At 53.7% G+C, this 21,412-nt stretch carries 17 protein-coding genes; 11 read left to right on the forward strand and 6 right to left on the reverse strand.

Annotated features, from left to right (window positions below; all coding sequences use genetic code 11):
• Positions 1-58 precede the first annotated feature (58 nt).
• On the reverse strand, positions 59-1,468 hold the full coding sequence (gene ffh, locus KIH26_RS02100; protein ID WP_213441959.1) for a signal recognition particle protein: 1,410 nt from the start codon (positions 1,466-1,468) through the stop codon (positions 59-61).
• A gap of 61 nt (positions 1,469-1,529) precedes the next feature.
• Between ffh and KIH26_RS02105 the strand changes: the two genes are divergently transcribed.
• The 8 genes from KIH26_RS02105 to KIH26_RS02135 all read left to right on the forward strand — a co-directional run bounded on the left by KIH26_RS02105 (position 1,530) and on the right by KIH26_RS02135 (position 11,904).
• Positions 1,530-2,336 (forward strand): cytochrome C assembly family protein, encoded by an 807-nt coding sequence (locus KIH26_RS02105; protein WP_213441961.1) that lies wholly within the window; start codon positions 1,530-1,532, stop codon positions 2,334-2,336.
• A gap of 1 nt (position 2,337) precedes the next feature.
• Positions 2,338-2,580 (forward strand): PP0621 family protein, encoded by a 243-nt coding sequence (locus KIH26_RS17070; protein WP_283770132.1) that lies wholly within the window; start codon positions 2,338-2,340, stop codon positions 2,578-2,580.
• Complete coding sequence (locus tag KIH26_RS02110) at positions 2,580-4,352, forward strand: ATP-binding protein (protein ID WP_213441963.1); 1,773 nt, start codon at positions 2,580-2,582, stop codon at positions 4,350-4,352. Before KIH26_RS17070 ends, KIH26_RS02110 begins: the two co-directional genes overlap by 1 nt.
• A gap of 23 nt (positions 4,353-4,375) precedes the next feature.
• Positions 4,376-5,848 (forward strand): sigma-54-dependent transcriptional regulator, encoded by a 1,473-nt coding sequence (locus tag KIH26_RS02115; protein WP_213441964.1) that lies wholly within the window; start codon positions 4,376-4,378, stop codon positions 5,846-5,848.
• On the forward strand, positions 5,832-6,422 hold the full coding sequence (gene ampD / locus KIH26_RS02120) for a 1,6-anhydro-N-acetylmuramyl-L-alanine amidase AmpD (RefSeq protein WP_213441966.1): 591 nt from the start codon (positions 5,832-5,834) through the stop codon (positions 6,420-6,422). Before KIH26_RS02115 ends, ampD begins: the two co-directional genes overlap by 17 nt.
• 489 nt (positions 6,423-6,911) lie before the next feature.
• A complete protein-coding gene (locus KIH26_RS02125; protein ID WP_213441968.1) occupies positions 6,912-9,872 on the forward strand; it encodes a ribonucleoside-diphosphate reductase subunit alpha in 2,961 nt (986 codons plus the stop codon).
• 191 nt (positions 9,873-10,063) lie between these two features.
• The gene (locus KIH26_RS02130; protein WP_213441970.1) at positions 10,064-11,275 is read left to right on the forward strand and encodes a ribonucleotide-diphosphate reductase subunit beta; all 1,212 of its coding nucleotides are present in this window, start codon (positions 10,064-10,066) and stop codon (positions 11,273-11,275) included.
• Between the two features lie 227 nt (positions 11,276-11,502).
• Positions 11,503-11,904 (forward strand): histone, encoded by a 402-nt coding sequence (locus KIH26_RS02135; RefSeq protein WP_213441972.1) that lies wholly within the window; start codon positions 11,503-11,505, stop codon positions 11,902-11,904.
• Between the two features lie 61 nt (positions 11,905-11,965).
• On the opposite strand, the gene KIH26_RS02140 is transcribed toward KIH26_RS02135, so the two are convergent.
• The 4 genes from KIH26_RS02140 to KIH26_RS02155 all read right to left on the reverse strand — a co-directional run bounded on the left by KIH26_RS02140 (position 11,966) and on the right by KIH26_RS02155 (position 14,944).
• The gene (locus KIH26_RS02140; protein ID WP_349627833.1) at positions 11,966-12,610 is read right to left on the reverse strand and encodes a RidA family protein; all 645 of its coding nucleotides are present in this window, start codon (positions 12,608-12,610) and stop codon (positions 11,966-11,968) included.
• A 284-nt stretch (positions 12,611-12,894) separates the two neighbouring features.
• Entirely contained in the window at positions 12,895-13,515 is a 621-nt protein-coding gene (locus KIH26_RS02145) for an NAD(P)H-dependent oxidoreductase (RefSeq protein WP_349627834.1), read from the reverse strand.
• Positions 13,505-14,527 carry an ABC transporter substrate-binding protein gene (locus KIH26_RS02150; protein WP_213441974.1) on the reverse strand — a complete coding sequence of 341 codons (1,023 nt, stop codon included), beginning with the start codon at positions 14,525-14,527 and terminating at the stop codon, positions 13,505-13,507. Before KIH26_RS02150 ends, KIH26_RS02145 begins: the two co-directional genes overlap by 11 nt.
• A gap of 108 nt (positions 14,528-14,635) precedes the next feature.
• Positions 14,636-14,944 carry a TFIIB-type zinc ribbon-containing protein gene (locus KIH26_RS02155; protein WP_213441975.1) on the reverse strand — a complete coding sequence of 103 codons (309 nt, stop codon included), beginning with the start codon at positions 14,942-14,944 and terminating at the stop codon, positions 14,636-14,638.
• A 274-nt stretch (positions 14,945-15,218) separates the two neighbouring features.
• Between KIH26_RS02155 and KIH26_RS02160 the strand changes: the two genes are divergently transcribed.
• Together KIH26_RS02160 and groL are read left to right on the forward strand one after the other, a co-directional pair.
• A complete protein-coding gene (locus KIH26_RS02160) occupies positions 15,219-15,509 on the forward strand; it encodes a co-chaperone GroES (RefSeq protein WP_213441977.1) in 291 nt (96 codons plus the stop codon).
• A gap of 94 nt (positions 15,510-15,603) precedes the next feature.
• Complete coding sequence (gene groL, locus KIH26_RS02165; RefSeq protein WP_213441979.1) at positions 15,604-17,253, forward strand: chaperonin GroEL; 1,650 nt, start codon at positions 15,604-15,606, stop codon at positions 17,251-17,253.
• A gap of 183 nt (positions 17,254-17,436) precedes the next feature.
• Here groL and KIH26_RS02170 read toward each other — a convergent pair whose 3' ends face one another.
• Positions 17,437-18,873 (reverse strand): NAD-dependent succinate-semialdehyde dehydrogenase, encoded by a 1,437-nt coding sequence (locus KIH26_RS02170; RefSeq protein ID WP_213441981.1) that lies wholly within the window; start codon positions 18,871-18,873, stop codon positions 17,437-17,439.
• 55 nt (positions 18,874-18,928) lie between these two features.
• On the opposite strand from KIH26_RS02170, the gene KIH26_RS02175 reads away from it, so the two are divergent.
• Positions 18,929-21,412, forward strand: a complete 2,484-nt coding sequence (locus KIH26_RS02175; protein ID WP_213441983.1) for a ligase-associated DNA damage response DEXH box helicase — start codon at positions 18,929-18,931, stop codon at positions 21,410-21,412.

The following is a 21,412-nucleotide window of genomic DNA, read 5'->3' on the forward strand; positions in this document are numbered from 1 at the left end:
CTGCTTGCAGCACCAGAGTACCTTTGCGCCAGCTTTTTTGAGTAGAGAAAGGCGTGGGTTAGAAAGGCAGCTTAGGCATGCCACCGCCCATTCCCGGTAAGCCTTTCATGCCCCCCATGCCCCCGAGCTTTTTCATCATCTTCATCATGCCGCCGCCCTTCATTTTCTTCATCATGTCGCGCATTTGGTCGAACTCATTGAGCAGGCGGTTGACTTCCTGAATCTGCACGCCCGCGCCTTGGGCGATACGGCGCTTGCGGCTGGCTTTGGTTTTGCCATCGAATAAGAGGCCAGGGTTGCGGCGCTCTTTCATGCTCATGGAATTGATGATGCCTTCTTTGCGCACGATGTCTTTCTCGGCGCGGCTCAGATCGGCTTCTGAGGCTTTGCCGGCTAGCTGGCTGGGGAGCTTGTCCATCATGCTGGAGAGGCCGCCCATTTTTTTCATCTGCTGGATCTGCTCTAAAAAATCTTGCAGCGTGAAACCATCTCCGCTCTTGATCTTCTCGGCCATCTTCTGGGCAGCGGCCAAGTCCACGTTTTGCGTGACTTGCTCGACCAGTGCCAAGATATCGCCCATGCCCAAGATGCGGCCTGCAAAGCGCTCGGCATCAAAGACTTCTAAGCCATCGATCTTCTCGCTCACGCCGGCAAACTTGATGGGCACACCAGTGATCTGCTTAACTGAGAGCGCCGCGCCGCCGCGTGAATCGCCGTCTGTCTTGGTGAGGATGATGCCGGTAAGCGGCAGAGCATCTTTGAAAGCCTTGGCGGTGTTGATCGCATCTTGACCTTGCATGGCATCGACGACGAAGAGCGTCTCGACCGGATTTAAAATGCCATGCAGCTCTTGAATTTCTTTCATGAGCTGTTCGTCGATGGCCAGGCGGCCTGCAGTATCAACAAGCAGCACATCGAAGTAATGGTTCTTTGCAAAATTGATAGCAGCTCGCGCAATATCAGCGGGCTTTTGTGATGGATCAGACGGGAACCATTCCGCACCGGCCTGCGCTGTCACTGTTTTGAGCTGCTCAATGGCAGCTGGGCGATACACGTCGCCCGAGACGGTGAGCACTTTCTTTTTGCGTTTGGTGATCAGGTGTTTGGCGAGCTTAGCTGTCGTTGTCGTTTTACCCACACCTTGCAAGCCGGCCATCAAAATCACAGCGGGCGGTTGGGCGGCGAGATTGATGTCGCTCACGCCTTCACCAATCGTGGCGACCAATTCGCGGTTGACGATGCCGACTAAGGCTTCGCCGGGTTTCAAAGAGCCCACCACTTCCTGGCCTAGCGCTTTTTCTTTCACGCGAGCGACAAAATCGCGCACCACGGGCAGCGCCACATCAGCCTCCAGTAGCGCCATGCGTACTTCGCGCAACATGTCGGCCACATTGGATTCGGTGATGCGGGCTTGGCCGCTGATCGATTTGACCAGTTTTGATAGGCGTTCGGAGAGAGCAGAGGCCATGGCGTGAGGTTCGTTTGGGCGGAGCACTCCAAGAGCGCTTGCTAAAGGTAAACTAGAAGCCATGATTTTATCCAGTAGCTATCCCGCGTGGTTTTGGGTGCTAGCCGCCTTTGCGTTGGTAGCGTACGCTCTGCCCGCACTACTGACATCACCCAAGCCACAAGCTGTCGCCAGTAGCTTGACGCTGGCTTGGGTTTCGCATGGTTTGGTTTTGGGTATTGCCTTGTTTTCTGGGCGATTTGGCTTTGGCCCTGCGCTTTCTGTGATGGCGTGGCTGGTGCTCACGGTATATGCTGTGGAAAGCCGGTTGTATCCGCAGATGCAAAGTCGGCGTGCTTTGGCGGCGTTGGGCGGCGTGGCTTTACTGATTGGTTTGATTTTTCCGGGCACAGCGCTGTCTGCAAAGACCTCAATGTGGTTGCCTTTGCATGGTGCGTTTGGGGTGGCAGCTTATGGGCTCTTGGCTGTGGCTACCGTGCATGCTTGGCTGATGCGACGCGCTGAGGCGCAGATGCGCGCAGCGCCTAGCAAAGATACAGCCAGCATAGGCTTGCCTTTGATGACACTGGAGCGCTTGATGTTTGGCTTTGTGCTGGCCTCGTTTGTGTTGCTTACGGGTACGCTGCTGGCAGGCTGGTTCTTTGGCGAAGATTTGTACGGGTCGGCACAAGCTTGGCAATGGAATCACAAAACAATCTTCTCTGTGCTGGCTTGGTGTGCCATGGGCTTATTGCTCTTGGGGCGTTGGCAGTGGGGCTGGCGTGGTAAAGGCGCTGCACGATTTGTCTACAGCAGCGCCTTGCTCTTGTTGCTGGCTTATGTGGGCTCGCGCTTTGTGCTTGAAGTACTCCTGCAGCGAGTTGCCTGATATGAAATACGCTATTGTTTTTCTGGTGATCTTGCTCGGTGTTTGGCTTTGGCGCAAGAATCGAGCCGATGATCGCAATGAAGCTGGTGCCCAACCCAAGCCCAAAAGTGCGACTACGAGCACTGCGCCGCAAGTGATGGTGAGCTGTGCCTTGTGCGGTGTTCATCTGCCGAAAAGCGAAGCATTTTCTGGTAAAGCCAAGCATTACTGTAGTCTGGCACACCGCCAACAACGGGAGCCTTAATGCAAGAGGCTACCAGTCGCTTCAGTGCCTTGCTTGATTCCAGCGCTGTGGCTTCACCAGAATTGGATTTGTCGGATCGCGAAAGCGGGATGCCGCGCTTGTGGCGTGGCTTCATGGCGGCGCGTATTTTGGTGGCAGGCGTGCTCTTGCTGTTGTTGTTGTATCTGCGTGTGATGGGACAGCCACCGCAGATTGCAGCCCTACTGATTTGTATAGCTTATTTGGTGCTCACGGTTTGGGTACGCGTGCTCGGACGGCCCACGCTGCCTGGTGCGCGCTTTGATCCACAATGGGTGATCACCATTGGTGTGGATGTTCTGGTGTTTGGCTTGTTGTTGTACATGCAGGTCGGCTCTATCAACTTTGCGCCATTATTTGCATTGCCTGTGCTTTTGGCTGCCGTATTGGGGCCCTTGTTGCTGGCACTGGGCACAGCGGCGACAGTAACGGTTGTGGTTCTGCTTGATGCACTGCAATATACTTTTGCCGGCTCGACGGATGCAGCGGGGCGCTATGTTCAAGCCTCCATTACAGGTATAGGCCTGTTTGTTGTGGCCTATTTGGCAAATCAGTTAGCCACACGTTTGGTACGGCAAGAGCGCGTCGCGCTAGGCAGCGAAATGGCGGCGCGGGCGCAAATTCAAGTGAACCAACTGGTGATTGATAATTTGAATGATGGCGTCATGGTGATTGATGCCAATGGCGTTGTGCATGCGGCCAATCCATCCGCGCGAGAGATGCTTGGCGATGCTGCAATAAGCAATGCCCAATTGGCTAAGCCACCTTTTGTATTAGCATCTCGCCCAGCTTGGCAAAGTGTGGCGGATGTTGCGGTACACAGCTTTCTGGAGCAACAGGGTCTAGAACGGGATGTGGTGATTAGCCACGGGCAGGGCGCATCTATTCGCCTGCGTGTGAAGACTTCTTTATCGTCGGTGCCTCATACCTCATCACAGGGTAGCCTGTGTGTGATGTTCATGGAGGATTTGCGTGAGATGGAGGCGCGCGTGCGCACTGAAAAACTCGCCGCTATGGGGCGTATGTCTGCAGCTGTAGCGCATGAAATTCGCAATCCCTTGTCGGCAATTTCCCAAGCGAATGAGTTGTTGGCAGAGGAGATGCAATCGCCCCAACAGAAGAAGTTGGTGCGTATGGTGGCGCAAAATGTTCAACGACTCAATCGTGTGGTGGAGGATGTGTTGGACGTATCGCGCGCCCAAGGCGGTACGCAATCAGCTTCTACTTTGCATGATGCATCTCGCTTCATCAAAGGTGTCTGTGACGATTGGCAGGAACAAAATAAGGCAAGAAATATCCTTGTCACCGGCATAGAATATGCGCAGAGTGCTATTGAATTTGAAGCAGATCATTTGCGCCGGGTATTGGTGAATCTGCTAGATAATGCCCTTCGCCATGCTACACAGCAGGCGGCCTCCATACAGGTGAGTTTTTCAGCCGGGGAGCATTTTGGAGTGTGGGTGTTGAGTGTTTGGAGTGACGGCACTCCGATTGAACAAGGTGTGCAGCGTCATTTGTTTGAGCCATTTTTTAGCTCTCAAAGCCGGTCGAGCGGTTTGGGGCTCTATATTTGCCGCGAGCTATGCATGCGACACGGTGCCACGATCGCTTACCAACGCAGTATGCGCGAGATATTTGGGCAGTTGGGGCGGCGAGAGGGTAACGACTTTGTTGTGCAGTTGCGTGCTGGTCTTGAGTCTACCCAGCCTATGGGTTTTATGACATCGCAGTCGTCATCTATGTCACGGTTCTGAATCCGCTCCTCTACAATCCCAACATGTTGTCAGCCTCCGATGTTATTCCCCGCAGCGTGCCCAGCGTGCTGGTGATAGACGATGAACCGGATTTGCGTACCTTATATGAGTTGAGTTTGACCCGCGAGGGTTACGAAGTGGTCACGGCTGATAGTGTGGCGCAGTCTTTGGCGGCACTTGGATCACGCAGCTTCCATGCCGTGGTCTCCGATATGCAATTGCCCGACGGACTGGGCTTGGAGGTGTTGAGATTTTTATCGCAAGCGCAGCGCAGCGAACGATGTGTTGTGATCACTGCTCACGGCTCAGCTGAGAACGCAGTAGAGGCTTTGAAGGCAGGCGCATTTGACTATTTGAGCAAACCGGTTGACTTGAAACAGTTTCGCTCAGTGGTGGCACAGGCGGTAAAACTGAGTCAATCCGATGCGCAAATAACCTCGCAATTGAAGCCCCAGGGTTTGCCACAGGCTATTTCGCCTCCAGCTTCGTTAAGCGACACATCAGCCCACGCTCTCGCTGCAATCGTGGGTGATTCAGAAGTGATGAGTCAATTGCGTGCGCGTATTGCCAAAGTGGCACGCAGCATGGCGCCCGTGCTGGTGCGTGGTGAATCAGGCACTGGCAAAGAGTTGGTAGCGCGTGCGATCCATGCTTGCAGCCATCGAAGTGATGGGCCATTTGTCGCTGTCAATTGCAGTGCGATCCCAGAGAGTTTGCTGGAGGCCGAATTTTTCGGTGCACGCAAGGGCTCATATACGGGAGCCGCAGCAGATCGAGAAGGCTTTTTCCAAGCTGCGCATGGGGGCACACTCTTTTTGGATGAAATGGGTGATCTGCCGTTGGCGATGCAAGCCAAATTACTGCGTGCCATTCAAGAGCGAAGTGTGCGCCCCATAGGCGATACACAAGAGCTGCCAGTGAATGTACGCATCGTGAGTGCCACGCACAAGGATTTGAATGTTGCAGTGGCTGCAGGGCAATTTCGGCAAGACTTGTTTTACCGTATTAACGTCATTGATATGGCTCTGCCCGCCTTGCGCCAGCGCAGGGAGGATTTACCAGCTTTGGTCGATTGCTTGCTCCAGCGCATTGCTACAGAGTCTGGTGAGCGTGTACCGCAAGCCAGCAGCAGCTTTCTTGCACAACTGCAAGCCTTGCCTTTGCTCGGCAATGTGCGTGAGTTAGAAAATCTCTTGCATCGTGCGGTGGCATTGTCTGACGGCAGCAGCTTGTCTCTGGAAGATCAAGAGTATCTGAAGTCGCCTGCCGCATCCAATCATGCATCTTCACTTCCTGCCGCAGCCGAAGCCTCAGAAGTTCTGCCTAGTGACTTGCAGGCCCACTTGGATGCACAAGAGCGAGATATCTTGGTGGCAGCTCTTAAAGATACAGGCTTTAACCGTACCGCTGCCGCCGCGCGCCTGGGGATGAGTTTGCGGCAAATTCGCTATCGCATGGCTCGCTTAGGTATAGAAGCTGATGAAGGCAAAAGCTGAGAATGTTGCTGCCTGGCAGTCTGGCTGGCTTAGCACAGCGCAGCGGCTCGATTCTCCAAATTTTGGTGCGCGGCCTGCCCCAGCCTTGATCGATCTGATCGTGGTGCATTCCATCAGTTTGCCGCCCGGCATATATGGCGGTTCTCAGGTGCAGAAGTTGTTCACAAATCAACTGGATTGGTCTGAGCACCCGTATTTCGAGCGCATTCGAGGCATGCAAGTGTCTTCACATTTCTATATTGAGCGCAGCGGCAAGCTTTGGCAGTTTGTGAGCGCAGATGACCGCGCTTGGCATGCTGGGCAATCCAGCTTCATGGGGCGAGACAACTGCAATGATTTTTCAGTAGGTATTGAGCTTGAAGGCTTGGAAGGTCAGCTTTTTGAGGCTACTCAATACCAAAGTTTGAGTTTTTTGTGCCAGCACTTGCAGGCGCGCTACCCCATCTCTCATGTGGTTGGTCATGAGCACATTGCACCAGGGCGTAAATTCGATCCTGGTGCAGGTTTTGATTGGCCTGGCTTGCAAAAAACTGTAGGTTGGTCGCCTCAGTGTTTTCCCGCGCTATCTTTTTAGAAGTGATGAGCCACTCACTGAGCTGTCTCTGTTGCTGATTTTGTGTGCACAGTTAGCATAAAGCCAGGATTGATGCGGCTCGCGATTGAAAACTGCCTGCAAAGCCACATCTAGACTGAATCTCACAAGTAGACGCTAGACTGCATGCGGCTCACCTGCAGATGGTGCTCCAAATCAATGCGCAAAAAATGCGCTTTACCTCCTTTTTGAGGCGTTTGAAATCAAATCTTCTTACCTCAAAAAAGAGCAGCGCGGTGCAGTTTTTTTTCGTTTTTTGTTGTGATTTTTTACGACTTGGCGCCGAGTGCATGCCGAACGGGGCGCAGAGCCCGATACACTACCTATAGTGTTTTGCTAAAAGCAGAAGCACTAGATGTAGTGTCTTAACTATTGCGCACCAGCTCTTTATTTGATAGCATGACACGGCACAAAGATTTATTCTCCAGCAGTACACAACAACGTTCAACGAGATCAACCCACGAGGAAGCAATGCAGACAACAACCATTCCCACCGGCTCCACCGTCTCTTACTTGGCAGCAGATGTTCCTGCTCCGACCAAAGTTTCTCAGCAAGTAGCTAGCAGTCCCTACAGCAGCTATCAAATCATTCGCCGTAACGGCGCAGTCGTTCCTTTTGAGCCGAGCAAAATCGCTGTGGCCACGATGAAGGCTTTTCTTGCAGTTCATGGCACCCAGGGTGCGGCTTCAGCGAGCGTTCGCGAAGCTGTGGATGCCCTCACGAGCAACGTGGTGCGTGCTTTGATGCGCTCGCGTCCTGGCGGCGGTACATTTCATATTGAAGACGTGCAAGATCAAGTGGAGCTTGGCCTGATGCGCGGTGAGCATTTGGAAGTGGCGCGTGCTTATGTGCTGTATCGCGAGCGCCGTGCACAAGAGCGCGCTAAGGCGCCCGCAGCGCCAGTTGTGGCTGCCCCTACTTTGCATGTGGTGGATGGCGGCAAGCGTGTTCCCTTGGATTTGGCAACACTGAAGGCGTTGATTGAATCCAGCTGCGCCGGCTTGAATAAAGATGTGAGTCCAGCACCAATTCTGGCCGAGACTTTACGTAATCTGTATGACGGCGTGCCTGTGGATGAGGTTTACAAAGCCTCTATCCTTGCGGCGCGGACCATGATTGAGAAAGAGCCGGATTACACCTACGCTACATCGCGTTTGTTGATGCACACGATTCGTAAGGAAATCTTGGGGCAAGAAACCACGCAGGCTGAAATGACGCAGGCTTATCCTGAGTATTTTCCCCGTTTCATTCGCAAAGGTGTAGAAAACGACCTGCTGGATGAGCGTATGGAGCAGTTTGATCTGAAGCGCCTTGGGGCTGCACTCAAGCCTGAGCGCGATTTGCAGTTTGACTACCTTGGTCTGCAAACACTGTATGACCGCTACTTTTTGCATGTGCGCAAGACTCGCATCGAAATGCCACAAGCTTTCTTTATGCGTGTAGCCATGGGCTTGTCTCTCAACGAAGTTGACCGTGAAGCCCGGGCGATCGAATTCTATGAAGTGTTGAGTTCCTTTGATTTCATGAGCAGTACGCCCACCTTGTTTAACAGCGGTACCTTACGCTCTCAGTTATCGTCTTGCTATCTGACGACGGTGCCTGATCACTTGGATGGCATTTACGAATCCATCAAGGAAAACGCTCTGCTCTCCAAATTCGCAGGTGGCTTGGGCAACGATTGGACTCGCGTACGCGCTATGGGCTCGCATATCAAAGGCACAAACGGTGAGTCGCAAGGCGTTGTGCCGTTCCTGAAAGTGGTCAACGACACTGCAGTTGCAGTGAATCAGGGTGGTAAACGTAAGGGTGCGGTCTGCACCTATCTAGAGACATGGCATCTGGATATCGAAGAATTCTTGGAGTTGCGCAAAAACACAGGTGACGATCGCCGCCGTACGCATGACATGAATACGGCCAACTGGATTCCTGATCTGTTCATGCGCCGCGTGATGGAAAAGGGTGACTGGACCTTGTTCTCTCCAGCCGATACACCTGATTTGCACGATCTCTTTGGTTCTGCCTTTGAGAAAGCCTATGTGGCGTATGAGCAGAAAGCAGCTGAAGGCAAACTCAAACTGCACAAGAAAGTCTCTGCGTCTGATCTGTGGCGCAAGATGCTCACCATGTTGTTTGAAACGGGTCATCCATGGATCACTTACAAGGATGCTTGTAATGTTCGTTCGCCCCAGCAGCATGCAGGTGTCGTGCATTCATCTAATCTCTGCACGGAAATCACGCTCAATACATCCGACACAGAGACGGCTGTTTGCAACCTAGGCTCGGTTAATCTTGTGCAGCACTTGAAAGATGGTGCAAACGGTAAAGAACTGGATCGCGTCAAGCTGCAGAAAACCATCACTACAGCCATGCGTATGCTGGACAACGTGATCGACATCAATTACTACGCCGTGAAAAAAGCGCGTGACTCTAACATGCGTCACCGCCCGGTAGGCTTGGGTCTGATGTCTTTCCAAGACTGCCTGTATGAGTTGCGTACCCCCTACGGCTCGGACGCTGCTGTGAAGTTTGCTGATGAGTCCATGGAGGCCATTTGCTACTACGCTTACTGGGCATCCACCGATTTGGCCAAAGAGCGTGGTAAATATGCCAGCTACAAAGGTTCACTCTGGGATCAAGGCGTTTTGCCTTTGGATACCTTGGATTTGCTGGCCAAAGAGCGCGGTGGCTATGTGGAAGTCGATCGCTCCAGCACGATGGATTGGGATGCACTTCGCAAAAAGATCGCGCAAGATGGTATGCGCAATTCCAATTGCGTGGCGATTGCGCCAACGGCAACCATCTCCAACATCATTGGTGTGGACGCTTGTATCGAGCCTTGCTTTGGTAATCTCTCGGTCAAATCCAACCTGTCTGGCGAGTTCACAGTGATCAATCACTACCTCGTGCGCGATTTGAAGCGCCTTGGGCTTTGGGATGATGTGATGGTGGTCGATCTCAAGCACTTTGATGGTTCCTTGCGCCCGATTGATCGCGTACCACCCGATGTGAAAGCCTTGTATGCCACGGCTTTTGAAGTCGACACGACTTGGATCATTGAGGCTGCTGCACGTCGCCAGAAATGGATTGATCAAGCGCAGTCGCTCAATATCTATATGGCGGGCGCTTCTGGCAAAAAGCTCGACGATACCTACAAGCTGGCTTGGCTTCGCGGTCTGAAGACCACTTACTATCTGCGCACGGTGGGTGCTACGCACGCAGAAAAATCTACGGTGACATCAAGTCAACTCAATGCGGTGTCCTCGGGCGGTGGTGTTGGTGGTGCGGGTGTGAAGAGTGCTTCGGCACAAGTAGCCAAGCCCAGTGCGCTTGAGGCAGCAGCGGCAGCAGCACAAGCACAGCTGTCTGCCACGCCAGCAACTGATATCAAGTTTTGCGGTGTGGATGATCCCACCTGCGAGGCTTGCCAATAAAAAATTCAAGCATCGCTTGCACTTGTTTTTCGCGTGCTCTTGAATTCATAGCAATTCAAGAGCACGCAAAAAAATGTGGTGTGATGCAAAAGCGATGTAATTCAACAACACAAAATCGAGTTCGGATGCCGCAAGACTTGCATGAAATTTGCATTTGCGTTCATCTGCTCTCATAATCGGAGCAATTAGTTATGTTGACCTGGGACGAAGAAGTCAAACCCGCACTGCAAACTCTTGTCGCAAGTGGCTCCGCAAGCCACTTGGATGCAGTGTCCTCTCCTGTTTCTGCCGTCGAGCGCACAACACTTGATGATGGTGCTCCAGTGCCTGCAAATTTCGCAGCGAACGTACAAGCAGCGCAGCACTCCAATCAAGCCAGCACACATCGCCGTGTCAATGCCGCAGACAAGCGCATCATCAACGGCGCCACCGATGTGAACCAGCTCGTGCCCTTCAAATACAAATGGGCTTGGGAAAAATATTTGGCTACTTGCGCCAACCACTGGATGCCGCAAGAGATCAATATGACGCGCGATATCGCCTTGTGGAAAGATCCCAATGGTCTGACCGATGACGAGCGCCGCCTGATCAAGCGCAATCTGGGCTTCTTCGTGACGGCCGATTCTTTGGCTGCCAATAATATTGTGCTCGGTAGCTATCGCCATATCACAGCGCCTGAGTGCCGCCAATTCTTGCTGCGCCAAGCCTTTGAGGAGGCGATCCACACCCATGCCTACCAATACATTGTGGAATCGCTGGGCTTGGACGAGAGTGAGATCTTCAATGCCTATCATGAAGTGGCCAGCATCCGCAACAAAGATGAGTTCCTCATCCCCTTCATCGACACACTGACCAATCCGCATTTCGTCACCGGCACACCAGAAAATGATCAGAAGCTCTTGAAGAGCCTGATCGTATTTGCTTGCTTGATGGAAGGCCTGTTCTTCTATGTTGGCTTCACACAGATTCTGGCGTTGGGTCGTCAGAACAAAATGATGGGCGCTGCAGAGCAGTATCAATACATCCTGCGCGATGAATCCATGCACTGCAATTTCGGTATTGATCTGATCAACCAGATCAAACTGGAGAATCCTCATTTGTGGACAGCAGAGTTCAAAGCCGAGATCAAGGCCTTGTTCCTGAAAGCCGTAGAGCTGGAATACGCATACGCCGAAGACACCATGCCACGCGGCGTGCTCGGCTTGAATGCTTCGATGTTCAAAGGTTATCTGCGCTACATCGCCAATCGCCGTGCCGTGCAGATTGGCTTAGAAGAATTGTTCCCTGGGGAAGAGAATCCTTTCCCATGGATGAGTGAAATGATTGACTTGAAGAAGGAACGCAACTTCTTCGAGACAAGAGTGATTGAGTACCAGTCGGGTGGCGCATTGTCTTGGGACTGATCTTGCAGATCGGTCTTGAGGAGTGAGTCAGGCGATTGGTACGCGCTGTGGTCAACTGAAAAGCTGATCACAGCAGGTTTGTGAAGGTGTTCAAACATAGAACCCAAGCAAGCCAAACCCTATTCAGACTGTTGAGCTCTGGCTCAGCGGTTTGAATCGCTTGGCGTGCATCCGTGCGCGAAGTGTTTTATCTGTTGATCCGTAAACTAGATCTAGGAGAAACAATCATGGCAACTGCAAAAAAAGCTCCGGCAAAGAAAGCCGCTGCAAAAAAACCCGCTGCAAAAAAAGCTGCAGCAAAGAAGCCCGCTGCTAAAAAAGTAGCGAAAAAAGCTCCAGCCAAGAAAGCTGCTGCTAAAAAGCCAGCAGCCAAAAAGGTTGCAGCGAAGAAGCCTGCTGCTAAAAAAGTAGCGAAAAAAGTCGCTAAAAAGGCGCCAGCTAAGAAAGCTGCAGCTAAAAAAGTAGCCAAAAAAGCTGCTAAAAAGCCTGCTGCCAAAAAACCTGCTGCCAAGAAAGCTGCGAAAAAGCCCGCTGCGAAGAAAGCTGCGAAAGCACCCGCTGCCCCTGCGGCTCAGACGACTCTGAACCCGCAGGCTGCTTGGCCGTTTCCAACAGCCAGCAAGCCCTAATAGGGTTTGAGCAAATAAAAACCCGCCATGCGAATGGCGGGTTTTTTTATGGGGATTTTCGTCAGACTAAAACAGCCGTTGCCTCAACCTCAATAAGCACTTCAGAGGAGGGCAGCATTCCTGACACTTCCACCACCGTGCTCACCACACCCGCTGGGCAAAAGATTTGCCGCACGCGGTTGTAAGCCGGGTAATGCCGCAGATCACGAAAATATTGCACGAGCTTGAAGACATCGCTCATCTGTGCGCCATGTTGCTGCGCGATCTCGCGGATGCGGGAGAGCACGAACCAGCTTTGCGCGACGATGGGTGCTTCGAAGACATCGACACTGAGCTGACCGGTGTCGTAGCCTAAAGAGCGCAGTTCTTGTCTCGCGTGCGCAGGGAGGTCGTCGTAAGAGGTGATAACTTTTTTCGCTGCAGGATCAACGGCGATCACACCGCTCATGTAAAGCAGATTGCCTACGCGCTTGGCTGCCAGATAGTTCGCCAGCGGTTGACCTGTAGGGCTCGTTACATCAGGCGCATCGCCGAGTGACGGCAAGGCTTTTGGCATTGCTGTAGCCGCTTTCAAGCCAGGCGGCGTTGGCATGTCTTCCGAGCGAAGTCGGATGGCTTGAGCAGCTTTATCTAGAGCCTCTTGCCCCATCTTCTCTTTCACAGCATCCATATTGCGGCGCGCTGCCGCATTGATCACACTTTTCATCTCACATCCTTAGGGCGTGTTTAATACCATTTATGGAGAGCGCGTTGCGAGTCAAAAAAGTCTCAGGCAAGGCGCGCTTAATTATCGCGTCACGTTGGCAGCCGGGGTCGCCTCCCGGCAAGGCATCGTAACGCCGCCTGAGGCTTTTTTGGCCACAACCCTTCGGTAATGAGCGGCAAAAGCCGCCACTCGTCGTTGCTCGTCTAGACAAGGCGCGAGCCGTGTCGTCGCCGTGCGCCTAGATTGGCAGCTTTTGTCACTCATTCGCGCCTGCAGAAATGGTGTTAAACACGCCCCAACTCGCCCCGCACTTTTGCGATGAATTCTTCGCAATCTTCGCGGCTCACATTGTTCATATTGTGCAGCTGAAGATAAGTCGTTTTGCAGCTCTTGGCCATGATGGCGCGCAGGCCGCGGGTGAAGAGTTTTTTGCAGGGGTCGCCCATGCCCTTGAGCCACCACCAAGGCGCGCCACCATGCGTGATGACGGTGAGGCGGGTGATATGACGCAGGCCGGGTACGGCTGTCTTGCCTTTTTGTGGCGGCGGTAAGAAGGCCACGCCAGGCAGCCACACACGCTCTAACCAGCCTTTGAGCATGGCTGGCGGCCCGTAAAACCAGACGGGGAAAACGAAGACGATGTGCTCACACCAGCGCAGCGCGTCCACATGCGCTTGCACTTTGGTTTCTATGGCGTTCGGATTCGGCAAATAATCCAGCCGCTCTTGCAGCGAGAGCACCGGTTCAAAGCCTTCTGAATAAAGATCAATGCAGCGCAGCTCATGGCCGCGCGCGCGCAAAGCTTCTTGCGTGGTTTGATACAGCGCGGCGCTGAAGCTTTGCGGATTGGGATGGCAATAAACAATGAGGGTGCGTAACTTCTCACCCATAAGCTTACTTGCCACCCAAGCGCTGCTTCACATCCATGCCAACCTTTTTGTTCACGAACTGAGTGGTGGCCACTTGGCTCAGATCAACTTCTCCAGCTTTGTAGAGGCCAGCCTTCACCATCTTGTCGTGAAAGTCTTTAATGCGAGCTTGGCTCATCGCGCCAATGCCGTTTTGCAGGGCTTCGCCGCTGTCCACAATGCCGAGCTTTTTCATCAAATCGATACTGCCAGCAATACTCGCATCGGTCAGATTGGGGTTGGTCTTCTTCAGTAATTCATTGGTGGCTTTGTTGTCGCCATACAGGTAGTTGTTCCAGCCGATCAATGAGGCATCGACAAACTTTTGCACCAACTCAGGCTTGGTGCGTACCAACTCGGTGCGAGTTTCAATCGTGGTGCTGTAAGTGGAGAAACCGTTATCAGCGAGCAAGAAGACCATCGGATCAAAGCCCGCTTGCGCCTTGATGCTGATGGGCTCGCTGATGGAGTAGCCCTGCTGCACGGATTTTTTATCGGCGAGGAAGGGGCCGACGTTGAATACATAAGGCTTCAAGTTTTCATCTTTGAAGCCGTGCTCGGCCTTCATCCATTGCCAGAAAGAAAACTGACCGTCTTTACTAATGAAAGCGGTGGGCGCTTTGGTGAGGTCTGCAAAAGTTTTGTAGCCCTGATCGGGGTGCGCAAAGATGGCTTGTGGGTCTTTCTGGAAGATCGCAGCCACCACGGTGGTGGGCACTTTGTTTTTCACGTTGTCAAACGTGAGCAGCAAATTGCCAGTCATCAAAAAGTCCAGCTTGCCAGTGGGCAGCAGCGGGCGGTTGTTCACCTGCGGGCCGCCTTGCACGATTTCTACATCGAGACCATAGCGCTTATACGTGCCATCCACCACTGCTTGATAGAAACCGCCATGGCCGGGCTGGGCAAACCAATTCGTACCAAAGGTCACTTTTTCTTGGGCAAAAGCAGTGATTGCCGGCAAGAATACTGCGCTAACAGCTATAGATTTAAGAGCAGATTGCAAGGTCATAGGTTTCTCCGATGGATATGACAGGTCAATACTAGAAAGCACAATGGTTGCATAAAGCATGCCCGAGAATGCTTAGGGTTTACAGCGTATCTGTGTATCTCTACGATTTCAATCGAAGATTTCATTCAGCCACGATTTCTTACGTTTTGGGTAGCCGCCGTATTTGTGCGCATCCGAATCCTGGAAATCGCGGTGGCCATAAGGAGAGGCTGGCTGCTGTGGATAGGGCGCAGGCGCTGTGGGGCCTGGCCGCTGGGGAGCAGCAGCTTGTGGCATGCTGGCTGCCGCCCGATCCATCAGCTTATCGAGCTCGCCGCGATCAAGCCACACGCCTCGGCATTTCGGGCAATAGTCAATTTCTACGCCTTGGCGATCCATCATCGCAAGATCGGTATCAACGCAAACAGGGCATTTCATGGTCAGGTTCCTAAAGGTGAAATGAAGAGGTGACTGTTAGAAATGCTTTTATGCATGATGCCTGCTCCGGGCGAGCGGGATGCAAGGCACATTTAGTTTCCGCAAAAGCCCAGTGGTCATTGAAATTTCACAAAAAGCCGCTATCATTAGCACTCTATCCGGGTGAGTGCTAACAATATTTTGTTGCAAACCCGGAAAAGTTAGCTAATGCCAACTTCGCGTTGGCATTACAAGTTTTCCGTAACCCCTGTTGCTTAATTCTTTAGGAGATGCAATGAAACTACGTCCTCTGGCCGATCGCGTGATCGTCAAGCGTGTTGACAGTGAAACCAAAACAGCCTCTGGCATCGTGATTCCCGATGCAGCCGCTGAGAAGCCTGATCAAGGCGAAGTCTTGGCTGTGGGCCCTGGCCGCACCAATGACAAAGGCGAAGTCAAAGCCCTGTCCGTCAAAGTGGGCGACAAGGTTTTGTTCGGCAAATACAGCGGCCAGACCGTCAAAGTTGGTGGCGATGAGCTCTTGGTCATGAAAGAAGATGACCTGTTTGCGGTCGTAGAGAAGTAATCTACTTACTACTAAATTAATAGCACTACGCGCAGGTTCTATACCGGCGATATGCCAATTTCATTCAATATTTAAGAGTTTTTAGGAGCCTAACATGGCAGCAAAAGACGTAATTTTCGGCGGTGAAGCCCGCGCACGCATGGTCGAAGGCGTGAACATCCTCGCCAACGCAGTGAAAGTCACCTTGGGCCCCAAGGGTCGTAACGTGGTTCTCGAGCGCAGCTTCGGCGCGCCTACCGTGACCAAAGACGGCGTGTCCGTCGCTAAAGAAATCGAGCTCAAAGACAAGCTCCAGAACATGGGCGCGCAGATGGTCAAGGAAGTTGCTTCCAAGACGTCTGACAACGCTGGCGACGGCACAACGACCGCTACCGTGCTCGCTCAAGCCATCGTTCGCGAAGGCATGAAATACGTGGCCGCCGGCATGAATCCGATGGATCTGAAGCGCGGTATCGACAAAGCTGTCACAGCTTTGGTGGCCGAGCTGAAGAAAGCCTCCAAGCCAACGACCACCAGCAAAGAAATCGCCCAAGTCGGTTCTATCTCTGCTAACTCTGACACCAGCATCGGCGAAATCATCGCCAAGGCTATGGACAAAGTGGGCAAAGAAGGCGTGATCACCGTGGAAGACGGTAAGAGCCTGGACAACGAGCTCGACATCGTTGAAGGCATGCAGTTTGACCGCGGCTACCTCAGCCCTTACTTCATCAACAACCCAGAAAAGCAAGCCGCTTTGCTCGACAACCCTTTCGTGCTCTTGTACGACAAGAAAATCAGCAACATCCGTGACCTGCTGCCCACGCTCGAAGCCGTGGCAAAAGCTGGCCGCCCCTTGCTGATCATTGCTGAAGAAGTCGAAGGCGAAGCCCTCGCTACTTTGGTGGTCAACACGATCCGTGGCATCTTGAAGGTTGTGGCTGTCAAGGCTCCAGGCTTCGGCGATCGCCGCAAAGCTATGCTCGAAGACATCGCCATCCTCACCGGCGGCAAAGTCGTTGCTGAAGAAATCGGCATGACGCTTGAGAAAGTCACCCTCGCTGATCTCGGCCAAGCCAAGCGCATCGAAGTGGGCAAAGAAAACACCATCATCATCGACGGCGCAGGCGCTGCCGCTGACATCGAAGCCCGCGTCAAACAAGTGCGCGTGCAAATCGAAGAAGCGACTTCCGACTACGACCGCGAGAAGCTGCAAGAGCGCGTGGCCAAGTTGGCTGGCGGTGTTGCTGTGATCAAGGTTGGCGCTGCCACCGAAGTCGAGATGAAAGAGAAGAAAGCCCGCGTTGAAGACGCACTGCACGCGACCCGCGCTGCTGTGGAAGAAGGCATCGTGGCTGGCGGCGGCGTCGCTCTGCTGCGCGCCAAGCAAGCTGCTGGCACCATCAAAGGCGACAACGCTGACCAAGACGCAGGCATCGCCCTCGTCATGCGCGCCATCGAGAGCCCATTGCGCGAAATCGTGTTCAACGCCGGCGGCGAAGCCAGCGTTGTCGTGAACGCAGTGTTGGCAGGCAAAGGCAACCACGGCTTCAACGCAGCTAATGAAACCTACGGCGACATGATCGAAATGGGTATCTTGGACCCCACCAAAGTGACCCGCACTGCATTGCAAAACGCAGCATCCGTCGCATCCCTCATGCTCACCACCGAGTGCATGGTCGCAGAAGCCCCAAAGGCTGATGCACCAATGCCAATGGGTGGTGGCGATATGGGCGGCATGGGTGGCATGGGCGGTATGGGCATGTAAGCCTGTAACTCCTTGCCTAAGGGCTGATCGCGTCGTTGCATCGGCATGCCGTAGCGCTGCTACTGCTCAAAAGCCGATGCGCCTAGCGCTAAGCCCTTATGCTGCGTCGATTAGCGTTATTGCTCTCGACAAAAACAAAGCCCGCAGACTGCGAAGTCTGCGGGCTTTTTTACATGGGCGAGATTAAACCATCACTGTCGATACCGACTTCGTGTTGATATAAGCCTCCAGCGCCTCTGGGCCGCCTTCTGAGCCGTAGCCGGAATCTTTCACGCCGCCGAAAGGCATCTCTGCTACGGCGAGCGCGGGCTGGTTGATCCAGAGCATGCCGGCTTGGATGTTTTGCGCGAGGTTGTGTTGATGCTTGAGCGATGAGGTGAAGGCATAGCTTGCGAGGCCGAAGCTCAGGCGGTTGGCTTCGCCGATGGCTTCATCCATCGTGTCAAAGCCGCGAATGCCTGCGATCGGGCCGAAGGGCTCGTCGTTGAACACGCTGGAGTTCAGCGGTGCGTCGGCAATGATGGTGGGGGCGAAGAAATTACCACTGGATCCAATGCGCTCGCCGCCGGTGACGATGTTTGCGCCGTTGCTGCGAGCATCCGCCACCACTTTGGCCATCGCATCCAAGCGGCGTGCGTTGGCCAGGGGCCCCATGGTCGTGCCTTCGGCGGTGCCGTCGCCCACTTTGATTTTGGTGGTGAAGGCGGCAAACTTTTCAATGAAATCTGCCTTGATGCTGTTGTGCACCAAGAAGCGCGTGGGCGAAATACACACTTGGCCGGCATTGCGGAATTTCGCAGCGCCTGCGGATTTCACGGCGAGCGCCACATCGGCATCATCGCAAATGATCACAGGTGCGTGGCCACCGAGTTCCATGGTGATGCGCTTCATGTGTTGGCCAGCCATGCCGGCGAGCATCTTGCCCACGGGGGTGGAGCCTGTGAAGCTGATCTTTCGAACTGTTGGGTGTGCGATCAAATACGAAGAGATTTCAGCGGGCACGCCATAGAGCAAATTGATCACGCCAGCAGGCAGGCCGGCATCAATGAAGCATTTGAGAAACATGGCGGGAGAGGCGGGCGTCTCTTCCGGTGCTTTCACGATGATGGCGCAGCCAGTAGCCAACGCAGCGCCTACTTTGCGCACGATTTGGTTGACAGGGAAATTCCAAGGCGTGAACGCTGCCACCACGCCGAGCGGTTGCTTCAAGACCTGCATTTGCGTGTTCATCGAGCGCGGCGGCACGATGCGGCCATATACGCGGCGGCCTTCGTCGGCCAGCCAGTTCAAAGTATCCACAGAGCCCATGAGCTCGGCTTTGGATTCGGCCAAGGGTTTGCCTTGCTCAAGCGTCATGAGCAGGGCAATGGTGTCGATGCGTTCACTCAGAAGCGAAGCTGCTTTGCGCATCACGCGCTGGCGCTCGGCCACGGGCGTGTTGCGCCAGACTTCAAAGCCTCGTGATGCAGACTCCAGCGCTGCATCCATCTCGGCTTGGCCAGCATGCGCCACGCGGCCAATTTCCGCGCCAGTGGCGGGGTTGACCACGGGCAGGCTTTTCTTCGATGAGGCTTCGCGCCATTCGTTGTTGATCAGGAGTTGGGTGTCTTGGTAGCTCATGGGGTCTCTTATTGAAGTGAAGTAAACCATCCATTATGTCTCGTAAGATCAAAACATGCATGCTGCAAAAGATACAACTGAATTGACTGTCGAGGCATGGCTGGCGCAGCGAGAATGGCATCCGTTTGACTTTCAGCGCGAGGCATGGGCGCATATCGCCGCCGGGCGCAGTGGCTTGCTGCATGCGAGCACAGGATCGGGTAAGACCTATGCTGTGTGGCTTGGCGTGCTGCAAGCACTGCTTGATTCGCTGCCAAGAAGTAAATCTGCACCGCTTTCGGTGATTTGGCTCACGCCGATGCGTGCATTGGCCGCCGATACAGCGCGCGCTTTGCAAACGCCGCTGCAAGAGCTTGCTCCCGCGTGGACGCTTGGGCTGCGCACAGGCGACACGCCTTCGGGTGAGCGCGCAAAGCAAGATCGCCGCATGCCCACGGTGCTGATCACAACACCTGAATCGCTCACGCTTTTGATATCGCGAGAAAAGTGTGCAGAAGAATTGAGCAGCGTACGATATGTGATTGCTGATGAATGGCATGAGTTGCTAGGTAACAAGCGCGGTGTACAAACGCAGCTCGCATTGGCAAGGCTGTGCGCGTTCAACCCCAAGCTCGTGACTTGGGGTTTAAGTGCTACGCTATCAAATAAAGAGCACTCCGCGCAGGTTCTATGCCGGCAAAGTGCCAAAAAGGCTTCAAAATTCACAGAAAAATCTGTGAATCAAACGGTGATCGTGCAAGGCAAGCAGGTGAAGGATCTGCGCATCGATACGCTGATTCCTGATAAGCCAGGCAACTACTCTTGGGCAGGGCATCTGGGTGCGCGCATGCTAGAGCCCGTGGTCAAAGAAATCGAAAGCTCGGGCACGACGCTGGTGTTTACCAACACACGCTCGCAGGCGGAGATTTGGTATCAACTGATCTTGGAGGCCAAGCCTGAATGGGCAGGGCTGATCGCGCTTCACCATGGCAGCTTAGACAAGGAAGTGCGCGATTGGGTGGAGCAGGGCTTGAAGGCGGGGCGGCTTTTAGCGGTGGTGGCTACATCTTCGCTTGATCTCGGCGTGGATTTTCTGCCAGTTGAGCGCGTTCTGCAAATCGGCTCAGCCAAAGGCGTGGCGCGGCTCATTCAGCGTGCAGGTCGCAGCGGCCATGCGCCGGGGCGCACGAGCCGCATCACTCTAGTGCCGACCAATACGTTGGAGTTGATCGAGGCGGCTGCAGCGCGACGCGCAGCACAGGCGGGGCAGATTGAAAGCCGCGCTTCCCCCTACAAACCGCTGGATGTCTTGGTGCAGCATATCGTCACCGTCGCGCTCGGTGGGGGCTTTACAGCGGATGCTTTGTATGAAGAAGTGCGATCCGCTTTCGCCTACCAAGACTTGAGCCGAGAAGAATTTAATTGGGCGCTCGCCTTCTGCGAGCGTGGTGGTGATTCACTCGCCGCGTATCCAGACTATCACCGCATCAAGCCAGACGAGAATGGTATTTATCGCGTCCCAGACCGCGCCGTAGCGCGCCGCCACCGTCTGAACATCGGCACGATTGTGAGCGATGCCGCTATGCAGGTGAAATACCAAACAGGCCAGCGCATTGGCACGATAGAAGAGAGCTTCATCGCCCGCCTGAAGAAAGGCGATTGCTTCACCTTCGCAGGCCGCATTCTTGAACTGATCCGCGTGAACGATATGACGGCTTATGTCAAGCGCGCCGAGAAAAACAAAGCCAGCGTGCCCAGCTGGCAAGGCGGGAAAATGCCGCTCTCTAGCGAGTTGGCAGATAACGTGGTGTCACTACTGGCCGAGGCTTCAGATGGCTATTTTCATGAGCCAGAAATGCAAGCCGCAGAGCCCATGCTCGCCACACAAATGCGCCTTTCCCGCATGCCTAGGCCGGGGAGCTTGCTGATTGAAAGCTACACCAGCAAAGAAGGCCATCATCTCTACATCTATCCCTTTGCAGGCCGCAATGTGCATCTGGGGCTGGCATCTCTCTTGGCCTACCGCCTTGCGCTCGATGAGCCGGCTACTTTTAGCCTATCGGTGAACGACTACGGCTTTGAATTGCTCAGCGCCACGGCCTGCGATATGAGTAAGTTGCAAGACCAAAGCCTGTTTGCCAGCAAAGATCTCTTGCAAGACGTGCTCGCCTCGCTCAACAGCTCCGAGCTCGCACAAAGAAGATTTCGAGAAATCGCGCGCATTGCTGGCCTGATCTTCACAGGCTATCCTGGTGCAGCTAAAAGCAACAAGCAACTTCAAGCATCGAGCGGTTTGTTTTTTGAAGTGTTCAAAAAATACGATGAGAGAAATATGTTGCTTGTGCAAGCCCAGCAAGAAGTGCTTTCGCAAGAGCTCAATATCGAACAACTGCAAAGCACCTTGCAAGCCATGCAAAAAAACCGCTTGGATTGGGTGCAGCTTTCACACCCCAGCCCTTTGAGCCTGCCGCTGATGGTGGAGCGGCTGCGCGAGAAGCTCAGTACAGAAAAATTGGCAGACCGCCTCGACAGAATCTTGCGCGATGCTGAGAAAATATAA

Source organism: Variovorax sp. PCZ-1 (assembly GCF_018413605.1).
Taxonomy (GTDB): Bacteria; Pseudomonadota; Gammaproteobacteria; order Burkholderiales; family Burkholderiaceae_C; genus JANMDU01.